The 20,148-nt window shown below is 64.5% G+C and carries 18 protein-coding genes, 1 tRNA gene and 1 riboswitch; of the genes, 16 read left to right on the top strand and 3 right to left on the bottom strand.

Annotated elements, in window-relative coordinates; genetic code table 11:
• Positions 1-14: 14 nt before the first annotated feature.
• On the top strand, positions 15-1,034 hold the full coding sequence (locus DYZ14_RS03500) for a glycosyltransferase family 2 protein (protein WP_154719365.1): 1,020 nt from the start codon (positions 15-17) through the stop codon (positions 1,032-1,034).
• Here DYZ14_RS03500 and DYZ14_RS03505 read toward each other — a convergent pair.
• Together DYZ14_RS03505 and DYZ14_RS03510 are read right to left on the bottom strand one after the other, a co-directional pair.
• Positions 1,025-1,978: a polysaccharide pyruvyl transferase family protein gene (locus DYZ14_RS03505; RefSeq protein ID WP_154719366.1), complete on the bottom strand. Its 954-nt coding sequence runs from the start codon at positions 1,976-1,978 to the stop codon at positions 1,025-1,027. The genes DYZ14_RS03500 and DYZ14_RS03505 overlap by 10 nt on opposite strands.
• A 76-nt stretch (positions 1,979-2,054) precedes the next feature.
• Positions 2,055-3,020 carry a glycosyltransferase family 2 protein gene (locus tag DYZ14_RS03510; protein WP_154719367.1) on the bottom strand — a complete coding sequence of 322 codons (966 nt, stop codon included), beginning with the start codon at positions 3,018-3,020 and terminating at the stop codon, positions 2,055-2,057.
• A 120-nt stretch (positions 3,021-3,140) separates the two neighbouring features.
• On the opposite strand from DYZ14_RS03510, the gene DYZ14_RS03515 reads away from it, so the two are divergent.
• From DYZ14_RS03515 to DYZ14_RS03585, 15 genes are all read left to right on the top strand, one after another.
• Entirely contained in the window at positions 3,141-4,619 is a 1,479-nt protein-coding gene (locus DYZ14_RS03515) for a lipopolysaccharide biosynthesis protein (RefSeq protein WP_154719368.1), read from the top strand.
• A gap of 439 nt (positions 4,620-5,058) precedes the next feature.
• Entirely contained in the window at positions 5,059-6,141 is a 1,083-nt protein-coding gene (locus DYZ14_RS03520) for an acyltransferase family protein (protein ID WP_154719369.1), read from the top strand.
• 6 nt (positions 6,142-6,147) lie between these two features.
• Positions 6,148-6,939, top strand: a complete 792-nt coding sequence (locus DYZ14_RS03525) for a glycoside hydrolase family 16 protein (RefSeq protein WP_154719370.1) — start codon at positions 6,148-6,150, stop codon at positions 6,937-6,939.
• Positions 6,940-6,973: 34 nt separating this feature from the next.
• Positions 6,974-8,188, top strand: coding sequence for a glycosyl transferase family 1 (locus tag DYZ14_RS03530; protein ID WP_154719371.1), 1,215 nt, complete (start codon positions 6,974-6,976; stop codon positions 8,186-8,188).
• Positions 8,178-9,200 (top strand): glycosyltransferase family 2 protein, encoded by a 1,023-nt coding sequence (locus DYZ14_RS03535; protein WP_154719372.1) that lies wholly within the window; start codon positions 8,178-8,180, stop codon positions 9,198-9,200. The genes DYZ14_RS03530 and DYZ14_RS03535 overlap by 11 nt, the downstream gene beginning before the upstream one ends.
• Positions 9,197-10,138, top strand: coding sequence for a glycosyltransferase family 2 protein (locus tag DYZ14_RS03540; RefSeq protein ID WP_154719373.1), 942 nt, complete (start codon positions 9,197-9,199; stop codon positions 10,136-10,138). The genes DYZ14_RS03535 and DYZ14_RS03540 overlap by 4 nt, the downstream gene beginning before the upstream one ends.
• Positions 10,135-11,202 (top strand): glycosyltransferase family 2 protein, encoded by a 1,068-nt coding sequence (locus DYZ14_RS03545; protein ID WP_154719374.1) that lies wholly within the window; start codon positions 10,135-10,137, stop codon positions 11,200-11,202. The genes DYZ14_RS03540 and DYZ14_RS03545 overlap by 4 nt, the downstream gene beginning before the upstream one ends.
• Entirely contained in the window at positions 11,199-13,604 is a 2,406-nt protein-coding gene (locus tag DYZ14_RS03550; RefSeq protein ID WP_154719375.1) for a polysaccharide biosynthesis tyrosine autokinase, read from the top strand. Before DYZ14_RS03545 ends, DYZ14_RS03550 begins: the two co-directional genes overlap by 4 nt.
• A gap of 98 nt (positions 13,605-13,702) precedes the next feature.
• On the top strand, positions 13,703-14,689 hold the full coding sequence (galE, locus tag DYZ14_RS03555) for a UDP-glucose 4-epimerase GalE (RefSeq protein ID WP_154719376.1): 987 nt from the start codon (positions 13,703-13,705) through the stop codon (positions 14,687-14,689).
• A gap of 178 nt (positions 14,690-14,867) precedes the next feature.
• Positions 14,868-14,979, top strand: a riboswitch (TPP riboswitch).
• A 96-nt stretch (positions 14,980-15,075) separates the two neighbouring features.
• A complete protein-coding gene (gene thiC / locus DYZ14_RS03560; RefSeq protein WP_154719377.1) occupies positions 15,076-16,911 on the top strand; it encodes a phosphomethylpyrimidine synthase ThiC in 1,836 nt (611 codons plus the stop codon).
• A 1-nt stretch (position 16,912) separates the two neighbouring features.
• Entirely contained in the window at positions 16,913-17,899 is a 987-nt protein-coding gene (gene thiO, locus DYZ14_RS03565) for a glycine oxidase ThiO (protein WP_154719378.1), read from the top strand.
• Positions 17,896-18,093 (top strand): sulfur carrier protein ThiS, encoded by a 198-nt coding sequence (gene thiS / locus DYZ14_RS03570; RefSeq protein WP_154719379.1) that lies wholly within the window; start codon positions 17,896-17,898, stop codon positions 18,091-18,093. Before thiO ends, thiS begins: the two co-directional genes overlap by 4 nt.
• A 2-nt stretch (positions 18,094-18,095) precedes the next feature.
• The gene (locus DYZ14_RS03575; RefSeq protein ID WP_154719380.1) at positions 18,096-18,869 is read left to right on the top strand and encodes a thiazole synthase; all 774 of its coding nucleotides are present in this window, start codon (positions 18,096-18,098) and stop codon (positions 18,867-18,869) included.
• Positions 18,866-19,519, top strand: a complete 654-nt coding sequence (locus DYZ14_RS03580) for a thiamine phosphate synthase (RefSeq protein ID WP_154719381.1) — start codon at positions 18,866-18,868, stop codon at positions 19,517-19,519. Before DYZ14_RS03575 ends, DYZ14_RS03580 begins: the two co-directional genes overlap by 4 nt.
• 220 nt (positions 19,520-19,739) lie before the next feature.
• On the top strand, positions 19,740-20,045 hold the full coding sequence (locus DYZ14_RS03585) for a hypothetical protein (protein ID WP_154719382.1): 306 nt from the start codon (positions 19,740-19,742) through the stop codon (positions 20,043-20,045).
• On the opposite strand, the gene DYZ14_RS03590 is transcribed toward DYZ14_RS03585, so the two are convergent.
• Positions 20,024-20,100, bottom strand: a tRNA-Met gene (locus DYZ14_RS03590). The two genes, DYZ14_RS03585 and DYZ14_RS03590, sit on opposite strands and share 22 nt — an antisense overlap.
• Positions 20,101-20,148 lie beyond the last annotated feature (48 nt).

A 20,148-nucleotide genomic window follows, 5' to 3' on the forward strand; every position in this document is an offset into this window, starting at 1 on the left:
AAAAGGAGTGAGGCGTGACCAACCCCACATCGATCTGTGTCGTCATTGCCGCCAAGGACGCGTCCGCCACGATCGCGCGCGCCGTAACCTCGGCCTTGGCCGAGCCGGAGGTCGCCGAAGTGATCGTGATCGATGACGGATCGGCCGACGCCACCGGCCCCTCGGCCCAGGGCGCTAACGACGGCAGCGGGCGGCTGCATATCGTCCGCTTCGAGGCCAACCGCGGGCCGGCTGCGGCGCGCAACCATGCAATCACCCTGTCGTCGTCCCCGCTGATTGCCGTGCTCGACGCCGATGATTTCTTCCTGCCGGGACGTTTTCGCAACCTGCTCGCCCTCCCCGACTGGGACTTCGCGGCCGACAACATCGTCTTCGTCGACGAGCGGCATGCAGCAATGTCTAATCTCGACGTGGCGGCGTTTCAGCCCACTTCCGCCCTGATCGATCTCGAGCATTTCATCGCGGGAAACATTTCCAGGCGCGGCAAGAGCCGGGGCGAGACCGGTTTCCTGAAGCCGGTGATGCGGCGGGACTTTCTCGAAGCGAACGGCCTGCGCTACCGGGAGGATCTGCGGCTGGGCGAGGATTACGATCTCTATGTCCGGGCACTGGCAAAGGGGGCGCGCTACCGGGTCAGCCATGCCTGCGGCTATGGTGCTGTCGTCCGACAGAACTCGCTGAGCGGCCAGCATCGGACCGAGGACCTGAAACGGCTCTACGAGGCCGACCGCGCCATCCTGCAGGCGGGCGACCTCGCGCCCGAAGCGGCAAGACTGATCCGCCGGCATGAGCGCCACATTCGCGGACGCTACGAACTTCGCCATTTCCTCGACCTGAAGAACGGCCAGGGGCCGGGCGCGGCCCTTCGCTACGCGCTATTTCGTCCGGCGGCGCTGCCCGCCATTGCCGGCGGCATCCTGGCCGACAAGACCGAGCGTTTCCGACGTCCGACAAGCCCGGCTCCGCCCCGCCCCGGCAGCGTGCCGGCGCTCCGCTACCTGCTGCCCGCGACGCCGGTACCGGCTCAGAAATAGTCCCGGCGAACGCCATCCATCACCGCCAGCAGGCGCGCCTTGCGCTCGGCCAGCACCGTGTCTTCGCTCAATTGCGGCTCGGCGCGGCTTGCCTGCCAGAGCGCTAAGGTGGAGGGCATGGCGAGAGCCTGCTTGGCCGCAACGCGCAGCGCCGTTTGGCGCGGTTCGCGTGCCGCAGCCAGCATGCCGTCATCGATCACCCGGCTGTTGGGATCATCCGCAACCACCGCCCCTTCCTCCTTGAAATCGACGCCCCAGAACCGCGCGCCCTTGATCATTGCCTCCGCGCGGGTCGAGACCGGCACCCGCCGTGGCTGATAGGAAACGCCGACGGTTTTTGCCCAGTCGTTCCACTTGAAGCTGTTGATGCTGTGCGAGGTGGTCACCGCGACCCAGGGCGCGCGGAAGGCATCGGCAAGGATCGCGCCGTGCATGGACTCCGCGACGATCATCTCCGATTGGGCAATCGCCCGGATGACGTCCTTCGCCTCGCCGCGCGGGTCGATGTAGTGGAGGCCGACCGTCTCGCAGATCACCGGCCACAACCCGGCGATGGCCGTTTCCCAATGCGGAACGAAGCTCTTGCGGTAGATCTTCGGCAGATCCTTGAACTCGGGCATCTCGGCGACCATGACCGCCGGATCAACGATGCCCATGTCGGCGGAAAGTCCAGCCCGCTCGGCCGTCAGCGGGCCGCGTACGCAGCGCACATCCCATTGCGAACGGTCCGACATATCGGGCAGCGCGCCATAGCCGTAGCCGCTGCCGAGAACCAGCTTGTGGCCGTCCGCCGGAAGCAGCGCCGTGTTGAGAACGGTGCCGACGCCAACGAGAAGCGTGTCCGGATGGCCGTCGCGGAAGCCGGGAAGCAGGAAGTCCCAGAGCCAGAGATTGAGGTCGTCGCCGAAGTTGCCGTACTGCGATTCCCAGTAATACGGTTTCATGGCTTGCTCCTGGTTGCGGCCGCAACCGATCGATCGGACGGGCCTCTGCCATAGATGATTGCGAAAAGCCGCGGCCTCAGGCCCGGCGCGAGAATTTGCCGGCCGCCAGTTCGACGGCGCTGCCCAGCAGGCGTGGATCGCGCCACAGCCAGCGCGCCAGAAGGTCGACCTGCGGCAGCTTGCGCCGCTTGACGAGCCGCGCCTGGCTCCAGAGCGCCTGCCGGCGGGCCGTCTGCTTGTAGCTGCGGATGGAGGCCACCTCCTGCCCGCGTCCGTAGAAACGTCCTTCCAGCGTATCAAGCGCCATCCAGGTGTTGAACTGCTGCTTGAGGAACTGCGGTGAATCGTTGTCGATGCCGTGGAAGATGTTGATACCCTCCCCGCGCTCGGCGCCGGGTGCATCGCACAGGATGACGCGATCGGCCGCCAACACGCAGTCGCAGAAGAACAGCACGTCTTCCGCCGCGAGCCGGAGCTCCGCCTCGAACCGGATCGACCGGAACAGCCGTTTGCCGATCACCATGCAGGAGAGATGCAGGAAGCTCCAGTTCTTCAGCATCACACGGGTCATGTCCGGCAGTTCGACGATCAGCGGATCATCCTGGAGCCGGGTGACCTGTTCGGTCTTTTCGAGATCGGCAATGCCGAAATGATAGTAGAAGGCATCACCGCCGGTGATCGACGCCCAATAGCAATCCGCACCGAAGCGGGTCATGCCGTGATAGGCGTTGGCGAGGTGGTCGCTCGTCCAGACATCGTCGGAATCGAGAAAGGCGGCGAACTCGGTTTCCGGCTTCACGGCGTCGAGACCGGTATTGCGCGCACCGCCCGGACCGGCATTCGGCTGGCGGATCACCGTGATGCGATCCATCTGGTCTTGAGGGAGCGGAGCCAGCTCTTGGCTGATCGGATAGGGGGATTGATCATCGACGACGATCACGTCGAAATCGGAGAAGGTCTGGGCAAAGACGGAGGTCAGTGCGCGCCTGAGGATACCCGGCTCCTTCTGGTAATACGGAATGATAACTGTCAGCTTCGCCATCTTTTCGCCCCTGCGGTTTATCTAAAAGAGGTTACGCGGTCTCCGCCCATCTGGTTGCCGCCCTTGCCAGGCGCCTTGTTTTTATTGCCCTTTTTCCTCCACGATCGTCAGGATGTCGCCATGCCGCCAGCAGTGAACGCGAAATCGGTGACCCGAAACGTCGGCTGGAGCGTCCTATCCAAGACAGGGACATTCGGGCTTAAATTTGTCACCGTGCCGATTTTGGCGCGCATCCTCTCGCCTGAAGAATTCGGCGCCGTGGCCGTCGCGCTGGCTCTCGTGCAGTTTCTGGCGATGATCGGCGGGGCCGGTTTTGCCTCTGGTCTGGTCATCCAACGGCAAGAGGACATGGAGACCATCCACTCGGTTTTCTGGACCAATCTCGCGATTTCGACGGCCATGGCCCTCGGTGTGTTCTTAGGTGCGGACTATCTCGCCGCCCTGTTCGGGGCCCCCGAAGCCGGCGATCTGCTGCGGATCATGAGCCTGCTGATTCCGCTCCAATTGACCGGCGACGTGGCCTATGCGCTGCTCGCCCGGCGCATGCAGTTCTCCCGGGATGCGCTGTGGAGCATGATCTCGGAAACGGCCGGCGCGCTGATCGCCGTCGGGCTCGCCCTTCTGGGTGCCGGGGTATGGGCGCTGATCGCCCAACTCTTCTCCTCCGCATTCATCCGCCTGGTCGGGCTTTACGCGGTCTCCCGCTACAGTCCGCGCTTCGTCTTTCGCCCAGGCCGGGTGCTGTCGCTCGGGCGCTTCAGCATGGGCATGATGGGATCGGAGATCGCCAACTTCATCACCTTCCAGTCCCCCATGGTGGTGATCTCCCGCTATCTCGGCCTCTCCGACGCCGGCGCCTATTCGGCGGCGAACCGGTTCGCCGGCATTCCGAACCAGGTGGTCCTGTCCGCCGTCATGGGCGTGCTTTTTCCCGCCTTCAGCAGCATGATGCACGACCGGGAGCGCCGGCTGCAGGCGCTGACGCTCAGCACCCAGGTGACGACCGTACTGCTCGCGCCGATGATGTTCGGGCTGTGGGCGCTCGCCGAACCCGGCATGCGCGTCCTCTTCGGTCAGCAATGGGCCCATGCCTGGCCGGTGCTGGCCCTGCTATCGCTGTCGAAGGGAATACTCACCCCCTGCAGCACCTATATTCCTTACCTGAAGGGGATCGGCCGCGGCGGCGTGCTGTTCTGGTGGGCCTTGTTTCGCGCCGTCGCCACGACGGGCGCGGTGGGGTATGCGGCCATGCACGGCAGTCTCACCGACGCGATGATAGCCCTGTGCGTCGTCAATGCCGTCGTCCTCGTCGGCTATTCCTGGGTGGTGCATCGGGCGGACAGCGCCCCGCTCACCGGCTTCCTGGTCACCAGTCGGCCCATGGTCTCCGCGATCGTCATGGCGCTCATCGTGCGCCATCTGCTCGACACTTACGGGCATTTCCTGCCCAATCCCGTCCTCCAGCTGCTTGCCGGCATCGGCATCGGCGGTGCGATCTACTGTGCCCTGACCCTGCTTTTCGAGCGACGCCTGCTGAAGACGCTGAAGGATCTGTTTCACAAGCGCGCCGCCTCCCCGATTCTGGCCGCGGAATCGTGACCTTCGGCGGCTTCCGGGAAGCGGAACTGCCACGTCCTGCCGCCGCATTTCCGCCACAGAGCACCTTCCCGGAAGGCCAACCTGCCTCCGGAGATCCGCACAAGCGGAAAAAAATCGCATCTTGAACCGATCCCTCTTGGGGCGGTGAATTGACGTATCGCAATTTTTCATAAGGCACCGGAAGCGTGGCGTTTTTGCCAGCCGTCGGCAGATTTTCAGCAAGGCCAAGGGCGCAATCCCCTCGGCTCATTTGTTGCGATGCAGCAGATCTCAGCCCGTTTTTCGCTGCGGCGCCATATTTTCCGCCCCCTCCCGAACCTAGCCTGATGGTGCGGGCTGAAGTCTGCTCTGGTTTGAACGGCCGCGATCAATCGCGTCCACAATAGGAGTGACTGACATCGTGAACGTCGACGCGAACGTATCATCGCGGATCAATCTGATGCGCATTCTGCTCATCGCCGGGATCGTGTTTGTGCACATCCCCTATGATCCGCAGAGAAGCCCATATCTGGGCACCTATGGTGTCGTGGACTGGATCCGGGTCTATCTCGGCGACAGCCTGTTCCGTATCGGCGTGCCCTGCCTCAGCGCCATTTCCGGCTACCTGCTGTTCCGGCGGGGGCTGACCGGGTTCAGCCATGCCAAGGTGCTGGAGACCAAGGCCAAGACCGTGTTGCTGCCTTTTCTGCTGTGGAACGGCGCCTTCCTGGTCGCGGTCTATCTCGCCCAGACGAATGGTGTAGGCCATGGCTATCTCCCCGGCGTGGTCGGCGCGACGCCGCGCGAAATGGCAAGCCACGCGCTTGCGCTCGAGGCGTGGCCGGTCAACCTGCCGCTCTACTTTCTACGCGACCTGCTGCTCTGCCTCGCCCTTTCGCCTCTGATCGGGCACCTGGTGATGCGCTATCCGCGCGCCACGCTGCTGCTCTTCCTCGCCTATGCGGTCCTCCCCGTTCCGAACGGCATTTTCCTGAAAAAGTCGATTCTTCTCGGTTTCAGCATCGGCGCCTGCGTCGCGTTGCATCAGCTCGATGTGAAACGGCTCGACGCTCATGCCCGGCCCATCGTCCTGACGATCGGCCTGGCGTCGCTGCTGCTTGCCGTATCGCTCTATGCCACCGGTCCCGAATTTCCGCTGTGGGTCGACATGCTGCGGGGCCTGGTCGCCATTTCCGGCATTGCCGGGGCCTGGGCGCTCTCCAGCCTGTTGATCCGAACCCGCCTGGGCCGCAGGCTCGGCAACGGCAGCGGGCTGAGCTTCTGGATCTTCTGCGCCCATTATCCGCTGCTCGTCGTGCTCTGGATGGCCTGGAACCGCGCCGGCGGCGAGCCTTACCCGCTTTTCTATTTCGTGGCGCCGGTCCTGACACTCTGCGTGCTCGTTGCCACGCATGCCCTCATGAAACAGTTGGCCCCAAGGGCCCTCGCCATCCTCACCGGCGACCGGGCCGGTTCCACCCGCATGAGACCGCTTGCGGCCGACGACGCATCGCCCCGCGAACTTTCCTCCCAGCAAAGGTGACCGCCGATGAACGCGCAGCCCATGAAACGAACACACCGCCTCGCCCTCCTGAGTACCCTTGCCCTTTCCCTCGGCACGTCGGCCATGGCTCAGGAAGGGGTGACCGGAAAGTCCTTCGTCGAGAATTTCGACAGGCTCGACACCGCTGTCTGGTACATCTCGGACGGCTGGAACAACGGGCCGCACCAGAACTGCACCTGGTCGAAGAAGCAGGTCGCCATTGCGGGTGGCCGGCTCGAGCTGACCTTCGACAAGCGTAGGCTCGGCGAACGCGACTATGTCTGCGGCGAGATCCAGACCCGCAACCGCTTCGGTTACGGCACCTACGAGGTCCGGATGAAGAGCGCCGAGCCCTCTGGCCTCAACTCGGCCTTCTTCACCTATATCGGCCCCACCGACAAGAAGCCGCATGACGAGATCGACTTCGAGGTTCTGGGCAAGGATACCTCCAAGGTCCAGCTCAACCAGTATGTCGCCGGCAAGGGCGGCAACGAGGCGCTCGCCGACGTGCCGGGCGGAGCCGATACGGGCTTCAACGACTTCGCCTTCGTCTGGGAGAAGAACCGGCTGCGCTATTTCGTCAACGGCCAGATGGTGCACGAGGTGATCGACCCGGCGAAGATGCCGACGAACGTTCAGAAGATCTTCCTGAGCCTTTGGGGCACCGACACGCTCAAGGACTGGATGGGCCCGTTTTCCTATTCGCAGCCATCGAAAATGCAGGTGGACCGCCTCGCCTTCACGGCATCCGGCGATGCCTGCCAGTTCGAGCAATCGCTGGTCTGCAAACTGAAGTGACATCGCATTCCGCCCTCCAGAGAACGGAGTTTTGATGCTCAAGGTACTCTATCTGGTCCACGACCTCGCCGATCCCGCCGTGCGCCGCCGCGTGCTGATGCTGCAAGCCGGTGGTGCCGAGGTGACCCTTGCCGGCTTTCGTCGCGACGACAACACCCTGGCTGCCGTCGAGGGCGTCACACCGATCGAGCTCGGCGTCACGGCCGACGGCCGCTTTGCCCAACGCGCCGGCGCGGTGGCGAAGGCGTGCCTTGCGATCGGCGGCAGGCTCAGCGACGTGGCAAGGCCGGATGTCATCGTGGCCCGTAACCTCGAAATGCTGGCCGTCGCCAATCGGGCCACGTCTTACTTCGGCGGCGATGTGCCGATTGCCTATGAGTGCCTCGACATTCATCGCCTTCTGCTGCGCGACGACATCGTCGGCAGGGCGCTACGCGGGACGGAAGCAAGACTCGGCCGTAAGGCGGGGCTGCTGATCACCAGCTCTCCCGCCTTCATCGAGCACTATTTCCGGCCCATGTCGGGCCTCGACCTGCCGTCCCTGCTGCTGCAGAATCAAGTTCTCGACCTCGACGATGCCGACGGGACCGAGGTGGCAGCAACGGCCCCACCGGCTCCGGCACAGCCCTGGCGCATCGGTTGGTTCGGCGCGCTCCGCTGCGCCAGATCGCTCGACCTGCTGACGACATTCTCCCACGCCATGGCCGGTCGCGCCGAGATCGTGCTGCGCGGGCGTCCCGCCTATTCGGAGTTCGACAATTTCGACGGTCTCGTGCGCAACGAGCCCTTCCTGTACTTCCACGGCTCCTACCGCAATCCGGAGGATCTGGCCCGCATCCATTCCGGCGTTCATTTTTCCTGGGCGATCGACTTCTTCGAAGAAGGCCAGAATTCGTCCTGGCTGCTGCCGAACCGTCTCTATGAAAGCTGCCGTCACGGCACGGTCCCGATCGCCCTCGCGGGCACCGAGACCGCCCGCTTCCTCGAGGAGAGAGGCCTCGGCTTCATCCTCCCCGACGCGGCGCCGGAGCGGCTGGCCGAACTGTTCGAAACCATGACCGACCAGACATACAGCGAGGCTTCCGAGCGCATCCGCACGCTTGGACCGGGGCCTTGGACCTTCAACCGTGCCGATTGCCAGCGACTGGTGAAGCGCCTGTCGACGCTGGCCGCCGGCCAGCCGGCGATGCGTCAGGCCCGTCCACTTGTCCAGCCTCTTGCCGCCAAGGAGACCTCCCATGACGAATGAAAGACGAACCTCCGTCCGATGCCTGATCGTCATCCCCTGCCTCAACGAGGCAGCGCATATCGAAGCGGTGATCGGCAACCTCGAAACGGCGCTCGCCGAGCTCGATGCCCGCATCGTCGTGGCGGACGGCGGCAGCACCGATGGCACACGCGCCATCCTCGCGCGGATCGCAGGCGAGAACCCGAAGGTCTCGCTGCTCGACAACCCGAAGCGCATCCAGAGCGCCGCGGTCAATCTGGCCGTCGCCACCCATGGCGGCGACTGCGAATACCTGATCCGCATCGATGCCCATGGCGACTATCCGCCCGACTACTGCCAGCATCTGGTGGATGAGGCGCTCGAAACCGGCGCCGATTCCGTCGTGGTCGGCATGCAGACCGTCGGCTTCGGCCTGTTCCAGAAGGCGACGGCGCTCGCCCAGAATTCCAAGCTCGGCAATGGCGGATCGCGTCACCGCATCGGCGCGGCCAGCCATTGGACGGACCACGGCCATCATGCCCTGATGCGGATCTCCGTCTTCCGCCAGATGGGCGGCTATGACGAGAGCTTCCAGCACAATGAAGATGCGGAACTGGACTATCGGCTGGTCAAGGCCGGCTATCGCATCTGGATGACCGACAAGACCAGCATGGTCTACTATCCGCGCGCCAGCGTGAAGCCGCTGTTTCGCCAGTATTTCGGCTATGGGCGCGGCCGGGCGCGCAACTTCCTCAAGCATCGCGCGTGGCCCAGCCTGCGCCAGATGATCCCGCTGGCGGTCGCACCCGTCACGATGGGCGCTCTCCTGGCGATCCTCAACTGGGCGGCGGCGATCCCCTTTGTCGTATGGGGCGGCGCCTGCATCGCCTATGGCGCATGGCTGGCAATCGGGCAGCGCAATCCGTACGGACCGCTCGCCGCCCTGTCGGCCATGGTGATGCACTTCGCCTGGTCCGCCGGTTTCTGGCGCGAGGTGCTTGCCAAGGGCTGGCGGGTCCCCGACCCTGTGCCGCGCCGGGAGCCTTCGCTATGAGCGCGCCCCTCAGCCTCCCCTCGACCCGCGTCGACATCGGCGTCTGCACCTTCCGCCGCCCGGAACTGGAGCAGACATTGCGTTCGCTGGCCGGGCTCGCCCTGCCGGACGGGGTTTCGGTCCGCGTCATCGTCGCCGACAACGACGCGTCGCCTTCGGCCCGTCCCCTGGTCGACGGCCTGCGCCCGTCCCTGCCCTTCGACCTTCTCTATGTCCACTGCCCGGTCGCCAACATATCGATCGCACGCAATGCCTGCCTTCAGAACAGCGACGGCGATTTCCTCGCCTTCATCGACGACGACGAAGAGGCCTCCACCGAATGGCTGCTGCTGTTGCTGATGATCGCCGAGGCGACGGGGGCGGACGCCGTGCTGGGCCCGGTCAGGGCACGGTACGGCGTTGATGCGCCGGACTGGATGCGCCGCGGCGATTTTCACTCGACATCCCCGGTCTGGGTCGGGGGCGAGATCCGCACCGGCTATACCTGCAATGTCCTGCTGCGCCGTGCCTCCCCGGCGGTCGCCGGCCGGCGCTTCAACCTCGCGCTCGGCAAGAGCGGCGGCGAGGACACCGACTTTTTCACCCATATGCACCGCGCCGGCGGCAAAATCGCCTTTGCCGCCAATGCCGTCGTCGAAGAGCCGGTGCCGCCCGGACGCGCGCGGCTATCATGGCTCGCCAGGCGCCGTTTCCGCATGGGGCAGACCCATGGCCGTCTACTCGCCGAAAATGCCCCGTTCACGAAGCGGCCGGCACAACTGGCAATGGCCGCCGCCAAGGCGGGGTTTTGTATCGTGGCAAGCCTGGGCTGCATTCCCTTCGCGATCCGCCGCAACCGTTACGGCCTTCGCGCCGTCATGCACCTCGGCGTCGTCAGCGGCTTGGTCGGCGTCCGCGAAATCCGACAATACGGCCAGCTGGGAGCCACTGCACCATGATGCAAGAAACTCCGGATGTCAGCATCGTCATAGCCGCCTTCAACGCCGCCGACACGATCGGCCACGCGATTGGCAGCGCCCTTATGCAGCAAGGCGTTGCGCTGGAGGTGATCGTCGCCGACGATTGCTCCACCGACGCCACGCGCGACGTCGTCGGTGCTATCGCCGATCCACGCCTGAGACTGGTCGCACTGGCGGAAAACCGCGGCCCCGGAGCAGCGCGCAATGCGGCTATCGACGCAGCGCGCGGTCGCTGGATCGCGGTACTTGATGCCGACGACACGATGCGTCTGGACCGCCTCGCACGGATGATTGCAAGGGCCGAAGCCGAGGGCGCCCAGATCGTCGTCGACAATCTCGCGGTCGTCGGAGCCGACGGCAGCGCGCGGGCGATGTTCGATGAACACGAACTCGCCCGCCGCCCGGACCTCACACTGGCCGCCTTCCTCGACTCCAATGTGCTTTTCCGTTCGCAGCACAATTTTGGCTACATGAAACCGGTCTTTAGCCGACAATTCCTGGCAGACCACAGCCTGCGCTTCGACGAGCGCCTGCGGATCGGCGAGGACTATCTGCTGCTGGCCTCGGCGCTGGCGGCGGGGGCGAAATGCGTGGTCGATCCGACCATCGGCTATCTCTATCACATCACCGAGGGATCGATTTCGCGCGTGCTCAAGCTCGAGCATGTCGAGGCGATGCTCGCTGCCGATGGCGAATTCCTCGGCCGTTACCGGCTGGACGGAAAGGCGCTTGCCGCGCAGCGCCGCCGCCGCAGCAGCCTCGTTCGGGCGCACTCCTTTCTGACGCTGGTCGGGCATCTGAAGCGCCGCTCGCTTGCCGGCGCGCTCGGCATCGCCCTTCGCGACCCGGCCGCGCTCCGCCACCTTTCCATGCCGATCGCCGCCCGACTACGGCGCCTGAAGGAACGGGCCTCCACAGTTCGCCCGGTAGAATTCTCAGCCGGGCGGGCCGACCCCGCTATGGCCCCTCACACGAGCAAGGAACCACCGGCGGCTCCCGATCACCCCGACCGCCCCCCCCTTGGAAACGGAACGCGTCCATGAACCACAGAGCCCTGCCCCTGAACGGCGTCCTGCGTCCGGAAAAGGACGATGGCGATTCCTTCATCGACCTCGACCGCCTTTTCGCCTCGGTCCTCCGGCGCGCAACGACCATCGGTCTTGCGACCGCGCTCTTCGTGATGCTGGGCGTCGCCTACCTCGTGTTTACGACCCCGGTCTACACCTCGATGACGCAGATTCTGCTCGACGAGAACCTCGCCCGTTATGCCGAGGAGGAACTGGCTTCGCCGCAGAGCAAGCAGCAGGCCGATACCCAGATTTCGAGCGCCGTCGAAATCCTGAAATCCAACAAGCTGGCCCTGAGGGTCGTCGACGAAGCGGGGCTCGCCGACAACGAGACGATCCTCAACCCGCCGAAATCGCTGATCGCAACCGCCAAGTCCTGGCTGCGCGGCACAATCAGCCTCTTCGCCGATGCGGTCTCCGACGAAGCCGTGCTCGAAGGCAAGAGGCAAAAAGCGGCGGCCATGCTGCAGCAAGGCATAGCCGTGGAACGGGTCGGGCGGAGCGCCGTCGTCGCGCTTTCCTATCGCTCGCCGGATCCGCAACTGGCCGCGAAGGTCGCCGACGCCTATGCCGATGCCTATCTCGCCGACCAGCTGAACGCCAATTTCGATGCGGCAGAGAGCGCCTCCGTTTGGCTGCAGGAGCGACTGGACGATCTGAGGCAACGCGCCCAGGCGGCCTCACTCGAGGCCGAACGCTACAAGGCCGAAAACGGCCTGACCTCCACGCGCGGCGAACTCATGTCGGAGCAGCAGCTGACCGACCTCAACAGCCAGCTGATCATCGCCCAGGCGGACGTGGCCAGAGCCTCGGCCCGCTATGACCAGTTCAAGTCGATCCTCGACCAGGGGCCGGACAACGCGGTCAGGAATGCGATGATCGGTGCCGGCGGCAGCGAAAATTCGGTGATCCAGCAGTTGCGTGGCCGCTATCTGTCGATCGAGCAGCGGGAGCAAGAGGTGACGGGCAGCTTCGGCGCAGACCATCCCCAGGCCGTCGCTCTGAAAGCCGAAAAGGGCGAAGTCTCCCAACAGATCTTCCGGGAACTGCAGCGGCTGACCGACAGCTATCGCAACGAATATGAGGTGACCCGGTCGCGCGAGACGTCGCTGCGCGAGAGCATAGCGGGCGTCACCGGCAAGAATTCGCAGGCGACCCAGTCTCTCGTCCATCTGCGCGAACTGGAGCAGAAGGCGACGGCGCTGAAAGCCCTTTATCAATCCTATCTCGACCGCTACGAGCAGGCGAACCAGAAGCAGTCCTTCCCGATCGCCGAAGCCCGCGTGATCTCCGATGCCGGGGTACCCGTCTCGCCGTCGAGCCCGAAGAAAACCATGGTGCTTGCGCTCTCGGTCGTGCTCGGTCTGATGGCGGGCGGCGCGCTCGCCTTCGCGCAGGAAATGCAGGAGCGCTATTTCCGGCTCGGCAGCGAGGTTCGTTCGGTTCTCGGGCTGACATCGCTCGGCTATCTTCCACTCGTGGGCGCCACGGCCAAGCGGCCGCTGGACCGCCTCAATGCCGTGTTCAAGCGCGGCCCGAAACCTTCCGAGGAGCCACCGCCGGAACTGCCGCTCGAGCGGATGACGCGCCTGGTGCTCGAAGCCCCGCGCTCGGCCTTCGCCGAAACGCTGCGCAACGTGAAGCTGGCTTGCGACATTGTCCTGCAGGGGCGCCAGAGCCGCGTCATCGGCGTCGTCTCGTCGCTGCCGGGCGAAGGCAAGACCACGGTGGCGGCCAATTTTGCCACGCTGTTGGCGGCCAGCGGCAAGCGCACCCTGTTGATCGATGCCGACCTTCGCAATCCGAGACTGAGCCGCATGCTGAAGCCCGCCCCCAAGGCCGGCCTGGTCGAGGCGGTGATCGGCGATGTCGCCTGGACGAGCCTGATCCGGGTCGACCCGCAGTCGAAGCTCGCCATCCTGCCGATCCTTCCCCGGCCCCATGGCGAGCAACTGCCGCACACCAACGAACTGCTGGCTTCGCCGCGCATGGCGAGCCTGGTCGAGGGCGCCCGCCAGCACTTCGACTACATCATCGTCGATCTCGCGCCGCTCGGGCCCGTGGTCGATGCCAAGGCATTTTCGGCCCAGGTCGACGGCTTCGTCTTCGTCGTCGAATGGGGCAAGACGCCGACGCGCCTCGTGTCCGACCTGCTGGAATCCGAGCCACTGATCGCCTCGAAGATCCTCGGCGTGCTGCTCAACAAGACCGACATGGCGCAGCTGCCGAGATACAGCGAGTTCGGCGGACAGGAGAAGTTCCGCAGCCAATACGAGGCCTACTACCAGTCGCCCATGCCGAAGGCCGCAAAATCGCGTCCTGCGGCGCCGCCGACTGCAAAAGGACAAGGAGCCGCGGCCGCCCCTTCGCAAGCCTGAGCCGGCGAATGCCGCTCTGCTCATCATCAACCGGCGGTGCGCAGCGCGGACCTCCGGACCGGACAGTCATGGAACATCAACAGCAAGGAATCCCATCGATGACGGATATACCTGTTCTCGTGGTCGGCGGCGCCGGCTATATCGGTTCCCACACCTGCCTCAAGCTTTCGCAATCGGGCTTCCTGCCCGTCGTTTATGACAACCTGTCCAACGGCCACGACGAATTCGTCCGGTGGGGGCCGCTGGTTGTCGGCGACATTCGCGACCGGGGACGGCTCGACGAGGTGCTCCGGCACTACGCGCCCGTCGCCATCATCCATTTCGCCGCGCTCATCGAGGTCGGCGAAAGCGTCAAAGATCCGGTGTCCTTCTACGAGAACAACGTGACCGGGTCGCTGACTCTGCTGTCGGCGGCCCAGGCGGCCGGCATCGGCGCGATCGTCTTTTCCTCGACCTGCGCTACCTACGGACTGCCGGAAGTGGTGCCGATGGACGAGAGCCACCCGCAGGCACCGATCAATCCCTATGGGCGGACAAAGTGGGTCGTCGAACAGGCCCTGAAGGACTATGACACTTACACCGAACTGCGCTCGGTCACGCTGCGCTACTTCAATGCCGCCGGCGCCGATTTCGAAGGGCGCATCGGCGAATGGCATACGCCCGAGACCCATGCCATTCCGCTGGCGATCGAGGCCGCACTCGGCCGCCGGCCGAAATTCGAAGTGTTCGGATCGGACTACGACACCCGCGACGGAACCTGCGTCAGAGACTACGTCCATGTCATCGATCTGGCGGACGCCCATGTGCGCTCGGTCGAGTACCTACTCGACGGCGGCACCTCGCTTGCGCTCAATCTCGGCACCGGCACCGGGACGACCGTGAACGAACTCCTCGAGACGATCAGCGCCGTCTCCGGTCAAGACTTTCCCGTCAGCTTCAGCGCCCGGCGTCCAGGCGATTCGCCCGTGCTGGTGGCAAACAACGAGATGGCGCAGGACGTCCTCGGCTGGCAGCCGCAATTTTCCCTCGAGGAGATCGCGCGGTCCGCCTGGCGATGGCACACCGCGCAGAACATGTCGGGATAACACGGTCTGGAGGATTTGCTGGCGTTCATCTCCCGGGATCTCGGCCAAGGCCAACCGATGGAAACCACGGTGAGGCTTGAACACCCGGTTGGACGATCGCGCCAAGCTAGATCGGAGACGTGGCCCAAGCCAATCTGTTTGCGTCTTGACAGCCTCGCCGCCAAGCACCTAACCTTTTCGCATTCACCAGGGGAGTCCCGGCAAGGGGCTGAGATACTGCTATTGCGCGCAGTGACCCGTTGAACCTGATCCAGTTCATACTGGCGTAGGGACGGTGCAAGCGCTGCGACAGGCGGATTCTCTCGATACGGGAGGACCGTGTCGGCGTCTTTCCATCTTTCCGGCTGACATGACTGGGTCTCCAACCGCAAACTTGGAGCCTCACGATGAACATTGCCCCGAAAAACCTGCATGCCACCATCACCACCGGACCGCTGCCGGCCTCCGCCAAGGTCTACATGCCCGGTGTGCTGCACCCCGGGATCCGCGTGCCGATGCGCGAGATCGCCCTTCACCCGACCTCCGGCGAACCGCCGGTCACGGTCTATGACAGCTCCGGCCCCTACACCGAAACCGCTGAGACGATCGGCATCGAGCGCGGCCTTCCCCGCATTCGCGAGAACTGGCTCGCCGCCCGTGGCGACGTGGAAGCCTATAACGGCCGCCATGTGAAGCCGGAGGATAACGGGTTTGCCAGTGGCGACCGGCTGACTCCGGAATTCCCGGTGCGTAGCCGACCCTGCCGCGCGGTCGGCGGCAAGGCGGTCACCCAGCTTGCCTATGCCCGCGCCGGCATCATTACGCCCGAAATGGAGTTCGTCGCCATCCGCGAGAATATCGGCCGCCGCATGCCGGAACAGGCGCTCAAACGCGACGGAGAGAGCTTTGGCGCCCAAATCCCCGACTATGTCACGCCGGAATTCGTCCGCCAGGAGATCGCCGCGGGGCGTGCGATCATTCCTGCCAACATCAACCACCCGGAACTGGAGCCGATGATCATCGGTCGCAATTTCCTGGTGAAGATCAATGCCAATATCGGCAATTCCGCCGTCACCTCGTCGATGGAGGAAGAGGTCGACAAGATGGTCTGGGCCATCCGCTGGGGCGCCGATACCGTCATGGACCTCTCGACCGGCCGCAACATCCACAATATCCGCGACTGGATCATCCGCAACGCCCCCGTGCCGATCGGCACCGTGCCGCTCTACCAGGCGCTGGAAAAGGTCGGCGGTATAGCCGAGGACCTCAGCTGGGAGATCTATCGCGACACGCTGATCGAACAGGCCGAACAGGGCGTCGACTATTTCACCATCCATGCCGGCGTGCGGCTCCATTACATCCCGCTCACCGTCAACCGCGTCACCGGCATTGTCAGCCGCGGCGGTTCGATCATGGCCAAGTGGTGTCTGCATCACCACAAGGAGAGTTTTCTCTACGAGCATTTCGAGGAGATCTGCGACATAGCCCGCGCTTACGACGTCTCCTTTTCGCTCGGCGACGGCCTGCGCCCTGGCTCGATCGCCGATGCCAACGACGCCGCGCAGTTCGCCGAGCTGGAAACGCTCGGTGAACTCACGCAGATCGCCTGGGCGAAGGATTGCCAGGTGATGATCGAAGGCCCCGGCCATGTGCCGATGCACAAGATCAAGGAGAACATGGACAAGCAGCTGAAGGTCTGCGGCGAGGCGCCGTTCTATACGCTCGGGCCGCTGACCACCGACATCGCGCCGGGCTATGATCACATCACCTCAGGCATCGGCGCGGCGATGATCGGCTGGTTCGGCACGGCCATGCTCTGCTACGTCACGCCGAAGGAACATCTCGGCCTGCCGGACCGCAACGACGTCAAGACCGGGGTCATCACCTACAAGATCGCCGCCCACGCCGCCGATCTCGCCAAGGGTCACCCCGCCGCGCAGGTTCGCGACGATGCGCTGTCGCGGGCCCGTTTCGAGTTCCGCTGGGAAGACCAGTTCAACCTGTCGCTCGACCCGGAAACCGCCCGCTCGATGCATGACGAGACGCTGCCGAAGGAAGCCCACAAGGTGGCGCATTTCTGCTCGATGTGCGGGCCGAAATTCTGCTCGATGCGCATCTCCCACGACATCCGCGCCGAGGCGCAGAAGGAGGGTCTCGCCGCCATGGCGGAGAAATTCCGCGAGGGCGGCCAGCTCTACATGCCGCTCGGCAGCGCAACCGACACCGCGCCGGGCGGTGCGTGACATGCGGGTCGTGATCAAGGGGGCCGGCGTTGCCGGCCTCACCGTGGCGCTGGAACTTGCACGCCATGGCATCGAGGTCCACGTCGTCGAGTGCGCGGGAGCCGTGGCAACCGGCGCATCCGGCCTGGCCGGCGGCATGCTGGCGCCGTGGTGCGAGCGCGAAAGTGCCGATGAGATGGTGCTGACGCTCGGGAGGACTGCGGCCGACTGGTGGGAGGAGGCCTTGCCCGGCCACGTGATCCGCCATGGCACTCTGGTGGTCGCGAGCGGCCGCGACACCGGCGAACTGACACGCTTTGCCGGGCGAACCAGCGGCTACGACTGGCTCGACGGCACCGGTATCGAAGCCCTGGAGCCGTCGCTGGCCGGGCGTTTCCGCAAAGCGCTGTTCTTTCGCGACGAGGCCCATCTCGATCCGCGCAGGGCGCTCGCCGGTCTGCAACGGGTTCTGCTCGACCGCGGTGTGCCTTTTCATTTCGGCTGTGCTGCCGAGGACATGGCCGGGAGCTTCGACACGATCATCGACTGCACCGGTGCGGCGGCCATAGGCCAAACCGCGGACCTTCGCGGCGTGCGCGGCGAGATGCTGTTTCTCGAAACTTCCGAGATCGCGCTGTCCCGCCCGGTGCGCCTGCTGCATCCGCGCATTCCGCTTTATGTCGCACCGCGCGGCGACGACCGCTTCATGGTCGGGGCGACGACAATCGAAAGCGACGATGCCGGACCGATCTCGGCCCGCTCGCTGATGGAACTGCTGAATGCCGCCTATGCCCTGCATCCGGCCTTCGGCGAAGCGCGCGTCGCGGAACTGGGCGTCGGCGTGCGTCCCGCCTATCCCGACAACCTGCCCCGCGTCACCGTCGACGGCAACGTCATCAGCGTCAACGGATTCTACCGCCACGGCTTTCTGCTGGCCCCGGCCATGGCCGGCCAGGTGGCCGCAATTCTCACCGACTCCATCCCCAACTATGAAAGGCATTGCGCATGATCTTCATCGTCAATGGCGAAGAACAGGCCGTTCAGGCCGCCACTCTCGCCGATCTGCTCCATGCCCTGGAATACGAGGGCGAGTGGCTGGCCACCGCCGTCAATGGCGAACTGATCCACCGCGAAGACCGCCCGACTTATGCGCTCAGACACCACGACCGGATCGAGATCCTGTCGCCGATGCAGGGAGGCTGATCATGCTGGACCTTTATGGAACGACGGTCCGATCGCGCCTGTTGCTCGGAACGTCGCGCTACCCCTCCCCCGCCATCCTGACCGAGGCTGTGAAAGCCTCCGGCACGGACATTGTCACCGTCTCACTACGCCGCGAGACGGCCGGCGGCCGCTCGGGCGGCGCCTTCTTCGACCTGATCCGCAGCCTGGGCGTCCGCGTGCTGCCCAACACAGCAGGTTGCCACAGTGCGTCTGAGGCCGTGCTGACCGCGAAAATGGCGCGCGAGGTCTTCGCCACCGACTGGATCAAGCTGGAGGTGATCGGCCATCACGACACCCTGCAGCCGGACGTCTTTGCCCTTGTGGAGGCAGCGCGAATCTTAAGCGACGACGGCTTCAACGTCTTTCCCTATACGACAGACGACCTGGTGGTGGCGGAAAGACTGATCGACGCCGGATGCGAGGTGCTGATGCCCTGGTGCGCGCCGATCGGCAGCGCCGCGGGACCGCAGAACGTCACGGCGCTCCGCACCATGCGGCATCATTTTCCCGATGTGCCGCTGATCGTCGATGCCGGGATCGGCCGGCCCTCCCATGCCTGCCAGGTGATGGAACTCGGCTTCGATGCCGTCCTGCTCAATACGGCGGTAGCCGGCGCCGGCGATCCGGTCGCCATGGCCAAGGCCTTTGGCCACGCCATTACCGCCGGGTTTGACGCCCATCGCGCCGGAATGCTGGAACCGCGGGACATGGCGGTGCCGTCGACACCCGTGATCGGCAAGGCGGTGTTTTCATGAGACTCGACCCCTTCTATCTTATCGTCGACAACGCCCGGTGGATCGAGCGCCTGGTGCCGCTCGGTGTCCGGCTCGTGCAATTGCGCATCAAGGATCGGCCCGACACCGAGCTGCGCACCGAGATTCGCCGCGCCATGGTGGTCTGCGCTGCCCATCAATGCCAGCTGGTGATCAACGACCACTGGCGCATCGCCATCGAGGAAGGCTGCGACTTCGTCCATCTTGGCCAGGAGGACCTCGCGGAAGCGGACCTGGGCGCCATCCGGGCGGCCGGTCTGAAACTCGGCCTTTCGACCCATGATGAGGGCGAGCTTCAGACCGCCTTGGCGGCGACCCCCGACTATGTTGCGCTTGGCCCGGTCTACCCGACCATCCTCAAGCAGATGAAATGGGCGCCGCAGGGCCTTGGAAAGCTGAACGAGTGGAAATCGCGCATCGGTGACTTGCCTCTGGTCGCCATCGGCGGTCTGAACGTGGATCTTGTCGAGGGTGTCTTTGCCAACGGCGCCGATAGCGCGGCCGTCGTCACCGATATCATCCGCTGTGAGGAGCCCGAACAGAGGACACTGCAATGGATCGCCGCCACGGAAAGATGGCGAGCGCCCGCCGCCCTTATGCAGACATCCGATATCTCAGGCGCCGGGGTCTGAATTCATTTGGTGCCTCAAGGCACCTGCTCCATCACTTTTCCGCATCTAACCGGCGACTTGGGTGACCTTGGGAATTGCGCTCAATATGGGATGCCGGATCCCGTTGTCAGCCAACGCTTCAACATCGGCATCCCCTTCGGCAGGATCCTCTCCGCCATTGGGGCGAGATCGTGAATAGTGATTTGCTGAGCAAACTCTATGTCAGCAAGAGTGTCGCCCAGTGTTCGAACTGGACCGTATCGCGTACATTGCGCCAATCTTCATCGCGCACCTCTTCGACCAACGCGAACAGAAGGTCGTCCAGACGACATCGTGGACCGATGCCAGGTCAGTCGATGGAAGAGCCCGCCGGATAGAGCATCCGTTCGTCGACGCAGCACAGAACGATCTGATGGCGCGTCTTTCGCCGGGCGCTTACGACCCTCGGGCCGAACGCAAAAAGCTCCTCGACCGTTATGGTGAGGAGCTTTGTGTTGAGCGTGTTGAGCTGTGGAATTTGGGATTTGGTTGCGGGGGCAGGATTTGAACCTGCGGCCTTCAGGTTATGAGCCTGACGAGCTACCGGGCTGCTCCACCCCGCGTTATTTTGAGCGCCGGGTCTTGCCCGGTATTTTTGTCTTGCCGGTCCT

Source organism: Ciceribacter sp. T2.26MG-112.2 (assembly GCF_900492205.1).
Taxonomy (GTDB): Bacteria; Pseudomonadota; Alphaproteobacteria; order Rhizobiales; family Rhizobiaceae; genus Allorhizobium; species Allorhizobium naphthalenivorans_A.